This is a genomic window from Inquilinus ginsengisoli, assembly GCF_050434925.1.
In the GTDB taxonomy this organism is placed as follows: domain Bacteria; phylum Pseudomonadota; class Alphaproteobacteria; order DSM-16000; family Inquilinaceae; genus Inquilinus; species Inquilinus ginsengisoli_B.
On the sequence record NZ_JBNDJK010000001.1, the window covers coordinates 1807144 to 1823548 of the forward strand.

A 16405-nucleotide genomic window follows, 5' to 3' on the forward strand; every position below is an offset into this window, starting at 1 on the left:
CCGCCTGCGGTGACGTCCGCTTCGGGGAGCTACATTCGACGACCGGTTTCGGGAGCCTCCAGCGCTATATGCCGGCAAAGTGGAGCCTCTCCCAGCCAGCTTGCGCCATGTTCAGTTTGGGGAAGCCACATCGATGGCCTCTGGCGCTCCTCTGCCCGGCGACGGCGATCCGGCAATGGGTCAATCCAGCACATGATAATCGGTGTAGCCTTCGGGCCCCTGCGTGAACCAGGTCTCGGGATTGTCCCTCGCGAGAGGCGTTCCGTTCCGGAGCCGACGCGGCAGGTCGGGGTTGGCAATGAATGGGCGGCCGAAGGTGATTGCGTCAGCAACGCCGGCAGCCAATTCGGCCTGTGCTCGCCCGACGTCAAAGTCGGAATTCAGCAGGAGCGGTCCCTTGAAGGCCGGCCGGATCTTCGGCGCGAGCGGCGGCAGATAGCCGACGCCGAAGGTCCCGTCGAGCGGCGGCTCCCGCAGCTCCAGATGGCCGATGCCGATCGCTGACAGCGCCTCCGCGGCGGCGATGAACAGCGGCTCGGGATCGCTGTCGCGCACACCCTGCGTTTCACCGTTGGGGGAGAGGCGAACTCCTGTGCGATCCGCCCCGGCGACGCCCGCGACAGCCTCGGTCACCTCCCGCAGCAGGCGGATGCGGTTGGCGATTGAGCCACCGTACCGATCGCTGCGGAAATTCGCGCCGTCGCGCAGGAATTCGTCGATGAGATAGCCATTGGCGGCATGGATCTGCACGCCGTCAAATCCGGACTCCAGCGCGTTGCGAGTGGCCGCCCGGAATTCCTCAAGCAATCCCGAGATCTCGTCGAGCCGCAGCGCACGGGCCGTGGCATAGGGCTGCCGGCCGACATAGGTGTGGGCATGACCGGGCGCTGTCGTCACCGACGCCGCGACGGGCTGAGCGCCTTCGATGAAGCTGGGATGGACCGTGCGCCCCATGTGCCAGAGCTGCGCCACGATCCGGCCGCCGGCGCCATGGACCGCATCGGTCACCCGGCGCCATCCGGCCACCTGCTCCACGGTCCAGATGCCGGTGGCATAGGGCCAGCCGAGACCCCGCCGGGAGATCCCGATCGCCTCCGAGATGATGAGGCCGGCACCGGCGCGCTGTGCGTAGTACTCGGCCATGATCGGTGTGGGCACGTGGTCGCGTGTGCCCCTGGCGCGGGTCATGGGCGCCACCAGGATGCGGTTCGGCGCATTGATTGCGCCGATCCGGACCGGATCGAACAGGGTGGGCATGGAGCAGGCCTTCTCCGCGAAATCTCAGGGAGCTAGACGAGGCGCTGGCCGCCGTCGATGTGCAGGGTCTCGCCGTTCATGAAGCCATTCGACATCAGGAAGACGACGGCCGCTCCCGCCTGCTCGGCGGTGCCGAGGCGCCCGAGCGGCAGCTTCCCGGTGAGCGCGGCCACATAGGCGTCCCGGTTGGCCCCGAGGGTCCTGGCAAGCAGCGGCGTGTCGGTGGTTCCCGGCGAGAGCGTGTTGACGCGGCGGGGTGCTAGCTCGAGGGCCAGGGCGCGCGCGAAGGCTTCCATCGCCGCCGAAGCGGCGGCCAAGACCGCGGTGCCCTGCGGGGCGGGGCGGTCGGCGAGCACGCCGGAAATAAAGGTGATCGAGCCGTCGCGGGCGAGGCGATCCCCGAGAGCGCGGATGGTGTGCACCGCCGCCCAGATCCTTTCCTCGAAGGCACGGCGCAGATGATCGATCTCCGCATCGAGGATACTGCCGGCGACGAAGCTTCCGGCCAGGAGCACCAAGTGGTCGACATGCGCAATGTCTGCGAGCGCCGGTGCGATTGTCTCGGGCCGGGTCACATCCGCTGCACGCCAGTTCTCGAAACCATGTTCGACGGCGGCAAGGCGTGCACGATCGGCGTCGAACCCGACGACGATGACCTTGGCGCCTGCCGCCTTGGCCTGAATTGCGGCCGACAGGCCGATCCCCGACGTGCCGCCAAAGATCAGGACGGTGCGGTCGGTGAGGTGTTGCGAGAATGGGGCGGCGACAGGGCTTGCTGGCACGGTAGATCTCCCGAATGCGTCCGAGGACGCTGGCGGCGACAAGGTGAGCTCTAACCGCAGGATTGATAATCGGGCCTGAGTTTGTTTCTGTCGTTCCATGACGGAACAAACCAGTCTGGACAGGCTGACCGGCCTGATCGCCTTCGCCCGGGTCGCATCCCTAGGGAGCTTCACAGCGGCCGCGCGTTCGCTGTCGATCTCGCCGTCGGCGGTGAGCAAGAGCGTGCAGCGCCTGGAGCAGCGCCTCGGGCTCCGGCTCTTCACCCGCACGACGCGATCGTTGACATTGACGCCCGAGGGCCGGGATCTGCACGAGCGTGCGCTGCGGCTCCTGCGTGAGGCCGAGGAGATCGAGCAGGCGGCGGTCGCCGCCCGCGCCGAGCCGGCCGGGACTTTGAAGATCGCCGCGTCGTCGCCCGTGGGGATCCATCTCCTCGCCCCAGCCATGCCGCGGTTCCGGGAACGCCACCCCAAGCTTTCGATCGACCTACGGCTGAGCGATCACTTCGTGGATATGATCGAGGACGGCATCGACGTCGCGATCCGGGTGGGCGATCTCGGCGACTCCCGGCTGGTCTCCAGACGGCTCGCTCCGCATCGCATCTGCGCGTTTGCGTCGCCCGGCTATCTCGCGCGGCGGGGCACGCCGCAGCATCCGGACGAACTGGCGGATCACGATTGCGTGAACTTCCGCTATCAGAGCTCAGGGCAGGCGCTACGGTGGCCGTTCCGTCTCAGTGATCGCACGCTCGAGATCGTTCCCCAAGCCGGCATCGTCATGGACCTGAGCGATGCCGTCCTCGCCGCGCTCGCCGCCGGGGCCGGAATAGGGATCTCGCCGACTTACGCCGCCGCCGGCCATGTCCGCGCCGGACTCCTGGTTCCCGTGCTCGCGGCCTTCGGGGTGGAGCGATCGAGCATCACAGCGATGTGGCCGGAAAGCCGGCGCGCCAGCCCCAACGTGAAGGCATTCCTTAGCTTCCTGCTGGAGGTCTTCCCGTCCCCAGCCTCGTGGGACACCCTCATCGACCAGGTCGCGGTCATCCAAATAACAGGAACGGATGAGCGTCCGGTGCCGAGAAGGCGCAGGAATGTCGGGTATTGAGTACCGCGAGGTGGCGGGACCGCCAGGAAAGGCTGGTATTCCGCGGGTTTGGGGACGGCCGGTGTGGAGACGTCATCGAGGCGGCCGCATATGGCGCGCACGAGCCATATCCGTTTCGTCGGGAAGCTGGGGCTAACCTTCAGCGGAACGACGGGGTTCGTTCCAAGGCCGAAGGGGGCTCCCCGCAGCTAGGCGCCTGCCTCGTCCGCCGGTCGGTCGAGCGCCGAACTTTCCATCCCCTCGCCAGTCAGAGACCCCAGCAGCCAGTTCCCGCCCTGAAGCCCGAGGGAGTGATTCTCACCGCCCTACGTTCGCGGGAGGCATCGAAAGCGCCTCCGGCAGCCGCGATGTGTACGACATCTTGTCCTCCACGCTGCCGCCGGTGCTTTCGGCGATTTTTGAGCGGCTGGCCGAGGGGAATCCCGTCGATCCCGTCGATGACCCTGGCCCGCCCGACGCGTTCCAATACCAGCTGACCTGAGGGAGAACCCGGCGCCGGGCCGTCCGGTTTCGGTGGTCTTCGACCCACGCCCGACAGAAATGCCCTCAGACGATGAAATCGGCCGCGGCGACGATGTGTGGTCTGAGACGACGACGATGGCGACGCCGGGGGCCCTGTCACCGCTGGTGTCGCCGTCATGGCCCGGCAGCCGTTGCCGAGTGCGACCACCTGCAGTTTGGCTTGATGGCCGGTGAAGCCCCCGATGCTGCAGGCGGCGTCCCGATTGTCGGCCTGTCTATAAGCAGGGGCAGATACAGAAATATGCGTTATTGAGTAAAAATTATCTAAACGTCACTTATTTATGAAAAAGTTAAGTTGACCGTCTGAAATATCTATGCCGTACTTATTAAGGCAATTTAATCAATTTCCCCAGGTGTTCTATGACGCACCAAGTCTCGCGGCGCAATGCTGCGGTCGCATTTCTTGTGTTCGCCTTCGCCTCGCCCGGACTTGCTCAAGCCCAGCCATCCGACACATCACCGTCCGGCATGGTGGCATTCTTCATGTCCTCGGGCGCGCAGTGCCCTACGGGCTGGGCGCCTGCTACGGCGGCCCAGGGGATGGTTCTGGTCGGGCGAGGCGATGGCGCCGGCGTCGGGACCACGGTGGGCACTTCCATGTCAAGCGAGACAGAGCCCACCCATCAGCATCCTTATGTCGCCTCCGTCACCATCCCGGTCCGATCAATCGACGGAGCACATTTCGGCAACGACCAGGGAGCGCGATCCGGCGCATACCTGGCATTCGGGGGTACCGACGCATCCACCTGGAATCTGCCCTTCATTCAACTCGTCGTTTGCCAAAAGCAGTGAGGCGCGCATGACCAGCGGAATTGTCCTTCGCGTGGCGCGGATTGTAGCTTGTCTGACCTGCGTCACCGGCGCCGCCACCGCCCAGGATACCTACCCCCAAGGAACAATGGCCTATTTCAACCTGGCGAGTTGCCCAACCGGTTGGGCGCCAGCGACCGGCGCTGACAATCAAGTCTTGAACGGGGTCACCCTGGTGCCGTTCGCCCCGCCCGTTCCACCGAACATGCTCGGCACGACCGTGCAGACGCCCCTCGGCAATGGAGAGGTCCGCACCCATACCCATACGTTTTCTTCCAGCGTTGATCTTTCCGAGGTCGAGTACGCCGGAATTGTCCTCGGCGACAACAATGACACCTCGGTCGACGGCACAGTGCCCTTCTCAAGCGTGACCGGGGCACCACAATCGGAGGAGACCGCCCCCTACATCCAGTATCTGCTCTGTCAGAAGACCGCGTTTCAGCGCAATCAGAATCCTCCAGTCGGGGTGCCGCAGGACGTGGTCACCTTCTACGGGACGGCAGAGTGTCCGACAGGCTGGAAACCGACGCTGGTTTCGGCCGGACGCCTGCTCATCGGGCTGCCGTCCGGCGGCACGCCCCAGGCGACCTTCGGGGGTAACCCCCTGGCTGTGGGTGAAGATCGACAGCACACGCACACATTTTCCGGCTCCGTTTGGGTTCAATCCACAGACGTAGCCCTGGCGTCGGGCTGCTGCGCCGAAAACTATGGCGCCGCGGGGACTTATTCATATAGCGGCACCACCGACCCGGCTTCGAGCGGCTTTCCGTACACGATCGTGAACCAATGTCAGCCTTGTGTGACCGGCGATCAGGATCCCGCCTGCCAGGGCCAATAGGCCCTTGCCCTGGCCCATCCCTGCGAACGGTAAAGACAGCGGAGCCCCGCCATGAGCACGATCCCTCCCAATGCCAACGACATTCAGATCACCGCCGGGCTGATTGATGACTATCTGCTGACCGAGGATGCGCCGGTCGGCCCCAACCCGAACGGCCGGTTCGTGGCGGTTCAGGATCCCGGTGTCGCGACGCCGTCGACCTCGCTGCTTTCGGTCGACTCCTCCGGCAACATGATTCACTTCTACCCGGATCAGACCTCACATTCCGGGTGGAGCACCACGACCATTCCGGTTCCTGCGCCGTCCGGCGCCGGCGGCCCGATCGCGCGGCTCGCGGCGTTCGCCCAGGATGGCATCACCAACGCGCTAGCCTACTTTCCGCTGCCGGGTGCCAGCGGCAACGCCGCCACCTGGATGCAGTCCCCGGCGCCGGGCACCTGGAACCGGGCCCCGCTGACCCATGATTCGGCCAATGCGCTCGGCTACACCTACCAGACGGATTACTACATCGACGCTTCGGGCAATCAATACCTCTACGGCGTCACCGGCAACATCTCGGGTGGGGCCTTCTTTCTGGTGTGGTTCGACGCGGATAACGGGGTCTGGGATGTGCTCTATGAGCAGTATCTCAGCACCTTCGATCCGGTGGTTTCGACCGGGGCGGCGTTCCGCCTGATGCCCGGCGCTGATGGAGCCCTCAACGTGCTGTGGATCGATGGCGGCGTCATATACTGGCAGCCCGCCTCGATCTCCGATCCCGGCACATCGAACGCCGAATTCGCCTGGTCGGGCGACGTGGCTTCCTTCGATCCCGGCCTCGGCGCCCTGAGCATCAGTGAAATCCTGCCGCTGCCCGGCAGCGCGGGGCAGAGCAACCTGCTTGTCGTCGACGCCACCCAGACCCTGTACCTGATCCAGGGCTACGACCAGGGATCAGGGGCGGCGATGACCGCCCTCACCGGCCCCGGCGGCAATCAGCCAGCCGGCGCCGCCGGCGCGACGGTCGGGGCCGATTCTCAGGGAAACCTGATGGTGCTGGTCACCGAGACGACATCCCAGTCGCTCTGGATCCTGCGCCAGACCGGCAGCGAAAACGACGTGCCGACCTTCGCGCCCTGGGTGCCGCTCGGCAACACCGTGACCGCGCTGGCGGCGCCCCCCTCGATGGCCGGCGGGCCCGAATTGTTCCTGGTCGACCCGGGTCTCAGCGCCTATCACATGGCCCAGAACCTCACGGACTACGTGTGGTCGACGCGCAAGATCGCGGCTCCGACGCCGAGCAGCGGGTCCCCGACCAATATTGCCGGGACGTCGATGAGCTTGGCCGTGGTCGATGCCAACCAGGCGCCGATCGCCGATGCCCTGGTCTCGGTCAGCAGCGACCAGCCGGTGGTCATCGTTGCCTCCGGCGTCTCATATCCCGTCGGCCCCGGGGCCCCGGCCCAGATCCAGGCCGATTCGACCGGCCAGGCCTCCATCGTGGTGGAGACCACAAGCCTGTCGATGCCCCCTTTGACCTTCACGGTCACCAATGCCGACGGTTCGACGGCGCAGCGGTCCTGCCAGGGCGACCAGGTGCAGGTGAAGTCGGGGGAGAATCCGCCGCCGACCGCGCCCTCGTCCGTGGCCTCCCGCCTGTCGAACAACGATCCGGGCCAGCCGCTGACCGTGGCCTCGCTGACCAGTGCTGGATTGATCAACTCCGGCTATTCGGACCCGTCCGACGCCGTGGCCGCGATCCAGGCCGCGGGGCAGTGGCTGCAGCAGGACGGCAGCACCGATCTCAACACTTTGTCGCTCGGCCATGTCACTGTCCGGCACTGGCGCATCGAATTCCCGCGCACCGGTTCGCCACGCTTCATGGCCCTCACCGAAGCCCAAGCGCAGGCCTATCTGGCGAAGGCACGGACGGCGGCCGAGCCCGACAGCTTCCTGAGCTTCTTCGGCGACGTGGCGAACTTCTTCAAGCACGCCTGGCAAGCGCTGGAGAGCTTCACCGTCACGATCGCCGACGACCTCACGATCGTGTTCAACGACGCCGAGCAATTTGTGGTCAACACGATCCGCGAGGCGGGCCAGGCGTTGGAGACGATCTTCAGCCGGATCATGGCGGGCCTGGTCGAGGTCTATGACGAGATCAAGAATGTCGTGAACTGGCTGAAGCAGCTGTTCGAATGGGGCGACATCCTCAACACGCACCGGGTCATCAAGGTGATGGTGACCTCGGGCCTCGACTTCGTCTCCGGCTCCATCGCCGCGGCGGAAAGCGCAGTGCAGGCCAAGTTCGACACGGTGAAAACCCAGGTCGCGACGGCGTTCGACAATCTCGAAACCATCTTTGCCCAGGGCCAGAGCTTCAACGACTTCGCCAACGCCGCCGGCCAAAGTCCGATCGGCGGGTCCGGCAACGTGCTCGCCGCTCAACCGGCTTCGACGACGTATTCCCAGAATGGTTCCCGCTGTTCCTATGTGCACAACCACGTGAAGTCCTATTACGCGGGCGGCGGAGGCGGAGGCGGCGGATCGGGGTCGATCCAAAATATTTCCGATCTGATCCAAAGCTCGCTAACCGGCGACACTTTCAACACCCAGACACAGGCGGTACAGGATTTCGTCTCCAGCCAAGTGACGAACCTGCATCAGTTCTTCGATCTGGTCGTCATCGATCTCCTGAATGCGGCCAAGGGGCTGGTGCTGTTCGTGATCGACGCGGTCGAGGATATTGTCCTCGCTGTGCTGCAGGCTCTCGAGGACGCGATCAACGGGCTGCTGGCGTCCTGGAGCGCCACGATCGATATTCCGATCATCTCCTGGCTCTACAAATACGTCATCACGGGAAGTACGGAAAACCCCGGTGACGACCTCACGATTCTGGACGCGTTCTCGCTAGTCCTGGCTGTGCCCGGCACCATCCTCTACAAGATATTGGTCAGCAATGGCGCGGCCCCGTTTACCGAGGCGGACGTCGAGAGCATCGAGCAGAACGGGTTGCCGTGGCCCCAGCTCGGCGATACTTCGATGCTGCGTGCTGACACCGACAGCGTTCCGATATTGACGCCGACCATGATCAAGGTGTTCGGGGTCCTGGCCGGGATTGCGAATTTCTTCGGTGCATTCTGCAGTGGGTACTCGGATTACATGGCGTTCCAAGAGGCGCCGGATGAGGATCTGAAGATATTCTGGTCCATCATGACCCTTCTCACCGGCCTTGCGTCACAGATCGGCGGCGCGCCATGGCCCCTGTTCGTTGGCGGATTGCACAGCCCGGCCGATGACTGGACGGTCGCCTTTTGGAGCGTATCCTGGATACCGCTGATCTCGGATCTGGTCTTCACCTTCGCGACGGGCGGCCTGGCGCGCTTCACCGATGCCGTCGGCCCAATCCTGGACACCGCCATGGGGGCCGTGATGGTCGGCTTGGCGGTCGGGGTGATAATAAAACAGCAGCAATCCAAGCCGCCCTATACGGGCTGGGACCAGGCAAACGCGATCGTTCCTCAGACAGGCCGCCTGTTCAAGTTCCTGATCCTTGCCAAAGACACGGAAGCTGCCGCGATCGCACTTCCCGCCCTGCTGGTCATCGATCTCGTGCTTGGGCTCGGCAGCACCGTCACTCAGATCGGGGATGCCATCGTCGGGTGACGCCGGAGTTTCCGTTCCACTGCTCAGGCCCGTCGCCGCCGGCCAGCTCTGACGCGACTGCCGATCGCTGTGTGCGAGTATAGAAAGGGCAGGCGACACGCGCGGATGTCGCTCTTGCGCTCGAGCAGATGGGTGACGAAGGAGTGACTGCCGGCCCGGGTCTCCCAGTCGCGCTCGCGATGAACGCCGGCGGCGATCGCGGCCGCCGTCATCCGGCGCCGGGACGCGTCCGCTTTGCACCCGCTGCGCGCGCTGCTGCGGCCATGACCGAGGTGATCGGGGACGCCGCCGCACTGCTGCCTGCAGCGATGCCGTGGACACCGCCGGCGGGGCCGGTGGCCGTGAGCGAGGCAAAGATCGCCGAGATCAAGGCCCTGGCGGCGAAGGCCGACCAACTGGTCGAGGCTTCGCTGTTAGCCAAGATGCGGTTGGCCTACGGCAAGGCCTGGCGGGCGTGGAGCGAGTGGTGCCTGGGCTTCGGCCTCGATCCCACGGGCGAGGACACGCGCGGCGCCTTTGGAGTGAGGGTCAGGCGGATTCCTCCCGCTACCGAAAATCCCGCGACCCCGGCATCGCATCGACCGCCTCGCGTTCGCTCAGGTGTGGTTCGACCTGGTCTGGCCCGTCGAGCCGCCCCAGCTCGCGCAGCAGCGGCGACCGGTCAATGACGTGCCGGGCGATCAGGTGGATCACCAGCCCCTCCTTCTGCAGACGGCCGCGCACTTCGAGGAGGCGGCCGCCGACGACGGCGCGGCGATACCGCTCGTAGACCTGCGGCCAGACGATGATGTTGGCGACACCGGTCTCGTCCTCGAGCGTGGCGAAGATCACGCCGCTGGACGTGCCCGGGCGCTGGCGGATCAACACCAGGCCGGCGGTGGCGACCCAGCTGCCGTCCTTGGCGGCGCGCATTTCGGCGGTGGAGAGGATACCGTCGCCGGCGACGTGCCGGCGGAGGAGGGACATCGGATGCGCCTTCAAGCTGAGCCTGAGCGACTGGTAGTCATGCACCACCTCCTCGCCGAGCGTCATCGCCGGCAGCAGGACCTGCGCCTCACCGGCGAACTCGACCGACGGCCGGTTGTCGCCTGGCCTTCGGCTCCGGTCAGCGGCCTCGAAGAGGGGCAGGGGCACGTCGCCGAGGCCGCGGATCGCCCATAGGGCGCTCCGCCGGTCGAGTCCCAGGGAGCGCCAGGCGTCGGCCTCGGCTAGGCGCTCCAGAGTGGCCACGGTGACCTCGGCACGGCGCCAGACGTCGCGCGGCTCGTTGTAGCCGTCGCCGCGCGCGGCCGCGATCCGCGCCGCGTCGACCTCACGCAGTCCCTTGACCTGGCGCATGCCGAGCCGGACGGCGAGGCCGCGGACGCCCGATTCCAGGCTGCAATCCCAGTCGCTGTGGTTGACGTCGACCGGACGGACCTCGACGCTGTGCTCGCGGGCGTCTCGGACCAGCTGCGCCGGCGCGTAGAAGCCCATGGGCTGGGAGTTGAGGATCGCGGCGCAGAAGATCGCCGGGTGGTGCCGCTTGAGCCAGGCGCTGACATAGACGATGAGCGCGAAGGAGGCGGCATGGCTCTCCGGGAAGCCGTATTCGCCGAAGCCCTCGATCTGGCTGAAGCAATGTTCGGCGAAGGCCTGTTCGTAGCCGCGGGCGACCATGCCGCCGACCATGCGGTCGCGGTATTCGGCGACCCGCCCGGTCCGGCGGTAGGCGGACATCGACCGGCGCAGCTGGTCGGCCTCGCCCGGGCTGAAGCCGGCAGCTGTGATGGCGATCGACATCGCCTGTTCCTGGAACAGCGGCACACCGAGGGTCTTGCCGAGGACCCGACGCAACTCCTCCTTCGGAAAGGCCACCGGCTCCTTGTTCTGGCGCCGGCGGAGGTAGGGGTGGACCATGTCGCCCTGGATCGGGCCCGGCCGGACGATCGCGACCTCGATCACCAGGTCGTAGAAGCATCTCGGCTTCAGCCGCGGCAGCATCGACATCTGCGCCCGCGATTCCACCTGGAAGACGCCGACGCTATCGGCCTGGCACAGCATGTCGTACACGGCCGGGTCTTCCGGCGGCACGTCGTGCCAGCGGAAGGGGCGGCCGGTCCGCGCCTCGAGGAACTCGAAGGCCTTGCGGACGCAGGTCAGCATGCCGAGCGCGAGGATGTCGATCTTCAGCATGCCGAGGGCGTCGAGGTCGTCTTTATCCCACTCGATGCAGGTCCGGTCCTCCATCGCCGCATTCTCGATCGGCACGCTCTCGTCCAGGCGGCCGCGGGTGATGACGAAGCCGCCGACATGCTGGCTGAGATGGCGCGGGAACCCATAGAGCTGGCCGGCCAGCGCCAGGACACGTCGAGCGGTGCGATCCCGCGGATCGACGCCCGCATCGCGCAGCCGCGCGGCGGTCATATCCTGGTCCCAACCCGGTGCTGACCGAGCGAGCCTGTCGATCGTGTCTGAGGAGAGGCCGAGCGCCTTTCCGACATCACGGATGGCGCTCTTGCTGCGGTAGGTGATGACCGTGGCGGCCAGGCCGGCGCGCTCGCGGCCGTAACGCCGGTAGATGTACTGGTAGACCTCCTCGCGCCGCTCATTCTCGAAATCGACATCGATGTCCGGCGGCTCCTTCCGCTCCGGACTGATGAAGCGCTCGAACAGCATGTCAGATCGCGCCGGGTCAACGGCGGTGATGCCGAGGACATAGCACACGGCCGAGTTCGCGGCAGAGCCGCGGCCCTGGCACAGAATCCCCTCGCCGCGGGCGTAGGAGACGATGTCGTGCACGGTGAGGAAGTAGGGGGCGTAGCTAAGCTGGTCGACCAGCGCAAGCTCGTGCTCGAGGATCCCGCGAACCTTGTCCGGCACCCCCTCCGGATACATCCGGGCGGCACCCTCCCAGGTGAGGTGAACCAGATGCTGCTGCGCGGTGACGCCGGCGGGGATGGTGTCGATCGGATACTCGTAGCGCAGCGCGTCGAGGTCGAAACGGCAGCGCTCGACGATCTCGGTCGTCCTATCGACCGCCTGCGGGCAGGCGGCGAAGAGTTCGCGCATCGTCGCCTCGTCCTTGAGGTATCTCTCCCCATTGGCGTGCAGCCGGCGACCGACCGCGCGGAGCGTGGTTCGCTCCCGGATGCACGTCATGACGTCCTGCAGCGCGCGGCGGCTGCGCGCGTGGGCGTGGACGTCATTGGTTGCCACCGACGGGATGCCGAGGCGGGCGCCGGCGTCGATGGCCCAGGCCAGGCGCCGCGCGTCGTCGCCGCGCAGCAGGTTCTGGACGCCGAGATAGAGGCGGTCGCCGAAGGTTGCGCGCAGCGCGCCGAGGTGCTGCAGCTGCTGCTCGCCGGCGGCCCGGGTGAACCGGCCATCCGGCTGCAGGGCGACAGCCAGCAACCCCTCGGCGTTTTCCAGCAGGTCGGCCAGCTGCAGGGAGCATTCGCCCTTCGTCGTGCGTCGCTTGCCGGTGGTCAGCATCCGGGACAGACGTCCATAGGCGGCCCGGTCGGTCGGGTAGACCAGGACGCTGGGCGCATCCGTGAAGTCCAGCCGCGCACCGATGACGGGCCGCAGCCCGGCCTGTTTGGCGGCCTGGTGGAGGCGCACGGCGCCGGCGAGCGTATTCCGGTCGGTGACGGCGATGGCGCGATGGCCGAACTCGGCCGCCTGGCCGGCCAGCTCGTGCGCGTGGCTGGCGCCGCGCAGGAAGCTGAAGCTGGTCGTCACCTGGAGCTCGGCGTAGCTCATGCGAACAGGCCGTGGAGGAACCAGGCGAGGGCATTGTCCCCGGCGGTGACGAAGATCCAGTAGCGGCGGCCGCCGTCGTCCTCGACGCGGTAATAGTCGCGGGTTCGCTCCGGCGTGTCCCAGCCCCATTCGGGCTCGACCCGCTCCGGACCAACGACACGATCAAGCCGATGGCGGAGGCCTCGCCAGTTGAAGGCGTCGATCGCCAAGCCGCGAGTCTCGATCGCGATCGGCTCCGGTCGCTCGAACAGCACCACCGGGCGCGGCACCGGATGCGACCAGCTGCCCGGTGCCGGCGGCGGCAAGGTCGCCGGCACCTCGACCGCCGCCGCCTCCGGCCAGTGGCGATCGGCCGGGAGAAGACGGCGAACGCTGCCCGGCCCGCTGCGGATCTCGATCCGGTCGATCAGGTCGGCAAGATCGGTGCCGGTGTCGCGGCCGCCGGCGAGATCCGCCTGCGCCGGCAGGATCCGATCGGTTTCAGCGGCCTCCAGCAGCATCGCCTCGATGCCGAATCCAGGGTCGATCTCGGCGATCCGGTCGCGGAAGAGGCGCAACACGGCCGCGGTGTCCGCCAGCGGCCGGCTGGTGCCGATCGCAACGCGTTGGCTAGTCGCGTCAACCCGGAATAGGGTCAGCTCTAAGGTGCGCGCCCCGCGGCCCGCGGCGGCGAGCTCGGCGCAAAGGGAGTCGAGGAGCGTGCGCAGCGCGGTCTCGATCGCCTCGGCCGTGCTGATCGGCTCGACGAGTGAGGCGCGGCGCCGCCAGGTCCTCGCCTCGGCCTGGAATGTCGCCGGCGTCGCCTGGCGGCCGGACAGCGCGTCCAGGGCCACGACGATCTCGCGGCCGAACCGTCGGACCAGCGGGGCGAGGGGCAGGGGGGAGACATCCCCGACCCGGCGAAGCCCCAGCTGTTGCAGGCCTTCAATCAGCGCCGGCGGCAGACGAAGGGCCGCGACGGGCAGCGGCGCGAAGGTACCGATGCCGGCGCCGACGGCGACGACGCCTCCGCCGGCGAAGCGGGCCCAGGCCCAGGCCTGCGCGGCCGTGTCGGCGACCGCGGCCCGCGCCTCGAGCCGAGCTCGGCCGAGGCGCTGCACGATGTCGCCCAGCACCGCCTCCTCGCCGCCCTGAAGATGCGCGGCACCGGTCAGGTCGACCAGGAGGCCGTCGGCGCCGTCGCCGGCGACGAGCGGCGAATAGCGCCGTGCCCAATCGACGAGGCGGCCGAGATCCTCGGCGTCGCCGGCCAGGTCGGCCGGCGCCGCGAGAAGATTCGGGACAAGGGCTCGGGCATCGGCCAGCGGCTGGCCCGGGGCGAGGCCTTCGGCGGCCGCGGCGCCGTCGACCGCGTGGATTCGGAGCGCCTGGTGCTCCTCGACATAGAGCGCCAGCGGTCCCGGCGCTGCCTCACTCCGCTGCCGTCGCCAGCGATCCGTCGGCCACGTCGGCAGCCAGACTGAAAGCCACCGCCTCATCGTTCCATTCCACACACCACCGCGCAGGGGTGCCGCCGCGGCACCGCTGCAGATCAAGGCACCAGACCGGCCGGCCCTGAGGGCTCGGCCGGGACATGACCCGCCACCGGGTCAGCGCCACCGACTGCGGCACCGCCGTGCCGGCAGGCAGCAGGATGAAAGCCGGCGATCGTGCCGCCTCGGCCGCCAGCTGCAGCCGGCGGCTGGCGGTCAGATCCGGCGCAACGCCGTCGCCGACCACGGCGGCCATGGCGCCGCTGCGCAGTCCCTCTTCGAGCTGCCACAGCACGTCCTCGGGACGGCGGCCGCGCGCCAGCAGGAGGCCGGCAGGATCCGTGCCGAGGTCGGCCAGCCCGTAGCCGTAGAGCCCGGGCCGGCGGATGCTGGACCAGAGCACGGCTCGGCCGCGGCCGAGGCGCCCCAGCAGGACGGCGATGAAGCCGACCGCGGCGCCATCGGCCGGCATTCCAACGATCTCGTGCAGCCCCGGCAGGGCCAGGCCGCCCCAGGGGAGGTGGCCGTCGATCGCCGGCACACCGATCGGCACCGAAGGGAGATCCGGATTGCTGCCGGGATCCAGGGCCCGGACGGCCGCGCGGATCTCGGCGAGGCGCGCGGCCGACGCCTGCGCGGGGACATCAGCTGTCGAGCCGGGGGACGGCTCCAGCGGCGGCCCAGAATTCTCGCTCTCGGGATTCATGGGTGCGCAGCTGCTGGCGGGATGGATGAGGATGTCCGCGGTCCGGATCGAACCAGTAGGCGAAGAGCTGGACGATCCCGAGGAGCTCGTCCCGTGTGAGCTGGGCGGCGTCCCAGGGAAAATCCGGCGGAAAATCCGACTTCGTGGGGTAGTCGGTGAAGCCGATCAGGATCTGCTCAAAGCGCCGACGGAGCTCGGCCTCGGGCAGAGCAACCGCCTCGTCGAGCGGCAGCCGCAACGGCTCCTCATCATCATCGTCCGGGCCGAGCGCCGCGAGATAGGCGCGCAGCTGGTCGACGTGCACCCCTTCCGGAAACTCATCCTCGTCGGACCAGGCCCAGCCCCGGTAGTCGATGGCGTAGACATGCGGCTGCAGGTCCTTCGGGATCGGACAGGTGGGCAGCGTCATCCAATCCGGTCGCCGGCGATTCTCAACGGCCTGGTGGACCAGCTCGATCAGCTTGGTGATCGGCTGGGTCTGCGGGTCGTAGCGGCCGATGATCTCGCCAGTTCGCTCCTCGAGCACCTCGACGTGGCCGGGCGCATAGTCCCGGCCATCGCCGAAGTCGGGCTGATCCATCGGAATGCTCAGGCTCGGCCGAGCGATCATCGTCAGGCGGCCTTCCGCCGCGGCTGTGGAACGGCGGCCTCGGCCAGGCGCCGAGCGAGTTCGACAACGACATCCGTCCACGGACCCGCTTCGAATTCGGTCGCGCCAACCACGACGATTCGACCGTCCGGATCGTCACAGCGGAGCTCGACCCGAAGGGCCATGACCTGTTCGTCATCGACATCCAGAGAGAGAAAGCCGTCGCCCTGGATCTGCACGCCCGGGGTGCCGTCGGCGTTCTCGCTGGTGAACGGTCCATACATCGAGAGGTACAGCGAGAACCCCTGGCCGTTGCAGCGCCAGCTTGCCCACCACCGGTCCATTTCGTCGGTCCTGGCGCCGGCTCCCCGGAAACGAGTGGTCAGCGGCATGGTCTTGATCGCCGGCGATTTGCGCGTGACGAGGCTCATGACATCGCAGGCGGCCTGGCTGGCGGGACTCGCCATGGCCAGTTCGGCAGCGCGGTCGAGTTCTGCCCGGGCCTGTTCGGGATCGAACCCGGCTTCGGCAGCTTTGGTGGTGACGCTCATGTCCATGTCAGACCTCCAGGGCAGCCACCAGAGAGGTCTCCGGTGGCGGTGAGAGAACGAGAGGTGAACAAGAACAAAAATAGAACAATCCCGCCCGGAGTCGAGTCGATTCATAAAATGCTACCTATGGTGGGTTGGCAGCACGGTCAGCCACAAGATAATGGAGCCAGGCTCGACGGGTCATAGCCTGGATCAAGGGTAAGCGTCCGGCCTTGGCCGTGGACTTCTGATACCCAAGAGCAAACTAGGCCCTTTGACCGTCTCCAAAGGGCGGAAAGCGGCTGCTCGCGTTCTGATACCGGATGTCTGCTCCGCATTGGATAAGTGGACACCAGATGGTCGACGCGAAACCAGACCGCGGGACGTCGCCCGCGGCCCGGTAGCTGC

11 protein-coding genes are annotated in these 16405 nt (G+C 67.1%); 4 read left to right on the plus strand and 7 right to left on the minus strand.

All coding sequences use genetic code 11. The features are described from left to right. Positions 1-180: 180 nt before the first annotated feature. Together QFZ27_RS08740 and QFZ27_RS08745 are read right to left on the minus strand one after the other, a co-directional pair. Positions 181-1257: an alkene reductase gene (locus QFZ27_RS08740; RefSeq protein ID WP_429225780.1), complete on the minus strand. Its 1077-nt coding sequence runs from the start codon at positions 1255-1257 to the stop codon at positions 181-183. A 32-nt stretch (positions 1258-1289) separates the two neighbouring features. Continuing rightward, the gene (locus QFZ27_RS08745) at positions 1290-2039 is read right to left on the minus strand and encodes an SDR family oxidoreductase (RefSeq protein WP_429225782.1); all 750 of its coding nucleotides are present in this window, start codon (positions 2037-2039) and stop codon (positions 1290-1292) included. 97 nt (positions 2040-2136) lie between these two features. On the opposite strand from QFZ27_RS08745, the gene QFZ27_RS08750 reads away from it, so the two are divergent. From QFZ27_RS08750 to QFZ27_RS08765, 4 genes are all read left to right on the plus strand, one after another. After that, positions 2137-3144 carry a LysR family transcriptional regulator gene (locus QFZ27_RS08750; RefSeq protein WP_429225784.1) on the plus strand — a complete coding sequence of 336 codons (1008 nt, stop codon included), beginning with the start codon at positions 2137-2139 and terminating at the stop codon, positions 3142-3144. A 349-nt stretch (positions 3145-3493) separates the two neighbouring features. Next, entirely contained in the window at positions 3494-3625 is a 132-nt protein-coding gene (locus QFZ27_RS08755) for a hypothetical protein (protein ID WP_429225785.1), read from the plus strand. 840 nt (positions 3626-4465) lie between these two features. Next, on the plus strand, positions 4466-5314 hold the full coding sequence (locus QFZ27_RS08760) for a hypothetical protein (RefSeq protein WP_429225786.1): 849 nt from the start codon (positions 4466-4468) through the stop codon (positions 5312-5314). A gap of 51 nt (positions 5315-5365) precedes the next feature. After that, a complete protein-coding gene (locus tag QFZ27_RS08765; protein ID WP_429225787.1) occupies positions 5366-8956 on the plus strand; it encodes a hypothetical protein in 3591 nt (1196 codons plus the stop codon). Between the two features lie 546 nt (positions 8957-9502). Here QFZ27_RS08765 and QFZ27_RS08770 read toward each other — a convergent pair. The 5 genes from QFZ27_RS08770 to QFZ27_RS08790 all read right to left on the minus strand — a co-directional run bounded on the left by QFZ27_RS08770 (position 9503) and on the right by QFZ27_RS08790 (position 16024). After that, the gene (locus tag QFZ27_RS08770; protein WP_429225789.1) at positions 9503-12700 is read right to left on the minus strand and encodes an error-prone DNA polymerase; all 3198 of its coding nucleotides are present in this window, start codon (positions 12698-12700) and stop codon (positions 9503-9505) included. After that, positions 12697-14178: a Y-family DNA polymerase gene (locus tag QFZ27_RS08775; protein ID WP_429225791.1), complete on the minus strand. Its 1482-nt coding sequence runs from the start codon at positions 14176-14178 to the stop codon at positions 12697-12699. The genes QFZ27_RS08770 and QFZ27_RS08775 overlap by 4 nt, the downstream gene beginning before the upstream one ends. After that, the gene (locus QFZ27_RS08780) at positions 14111-14725 is read right to left on the minus strand and encodes an ImuA family protein (protein WP_429225793.1); all 615 of its coding nucleotides are present in this window, start codon (positions 14723-14725) and stop codon (positions 14111-14113) included. The genes QFZ27_RS08775 and QFZ27_RS08780 overlap by 68 nt, the downstream gene beginning before the upstream one ends. A 91-nt stretch (positions 14726-14816) precedes the next feature. After that, positions 14817-15458 (minus strand): hypothetical protein, encoded by a 642-nt coding sequence (locus QFZ27_RS08785; RefSeq protein ID WP_429225795.1) that lies wholly within the window; start codon positions 15456-15458, stop codon positions 14817-14819. Positions 15459-15490: 32 nt separating this feature from the next. Beyond that, entirely contained in the window at positions 15491-16024 is a 534-nt protein-coding gene (locus QFZ27_RS08790; protein WP_429225797.1) for a hypothetical protein, read from the minus strand. Positions 16025-16405: the final 381 nt, after the last annotated feature.

Excerpts from the sequence above, each read along its gene's own strand:
- QFZ27_RS08775 (WP_429225791.1), bottom strand. The coding sequence starts at position 14,178 with ATGAGGCGGTGGCTTTCAGTCTGGCTGCCGACGTGGCCGACGGATCGC.
- QFZ27_RS08760 (WP_429225786.1), top strand. The coding sequence starts at position 4,466 with ATGACCAGCGGAATTGTCCTTCGCGTGGCGCGGATTGTAGCTTGTCTG.
- QFZ27_RS08790 (WP_429225797.1), bottom strand. The coding sequence starts at position 16,024 with ATGGACATGAGCGTCACCACCAAAGCTGCCGAAGCCGGGTTCGATCCC.
- QFZ27_RS08765 (WP_429225787.1), top strand. The coding sequence starts at position 5,366 with ATGAGCACGATCCCTCCCAATGCCAACGACATTCAGATCACCGCCGGG.
- QFZ27_RS08770 (WP_429225789.1), bottom strand. The coding sequence starts at position 12,700 with ATGAGCTACGCCGAGCTCCAGGTGACGACCAGCTTCAGCTTCCTGCGC.
- QFZ27_RS08785 (WP_429225795.1), bottom strand. The coding sequence starts at position 15,458 with ATGGATCAGCCCGACTTCGGCGATGGCCGGGACTATGCGCCCGGCCAC.
- QFZ27_RS08750 (WP_429225784.1), top strand. The coding sequence starts at position 2,137 with ATGACGGAACAAACCAGTCTGGACAGGCTGACCGGCCTGATCGCCTTC.
- QFZ27_RS08740 (WP_429225780.1), bottom strand. The coding sequence starts at position 1,257 with ATGCCCACCCTGTTCGATCCGGTCCGGATCGGCGCAATCAATGCGCCG.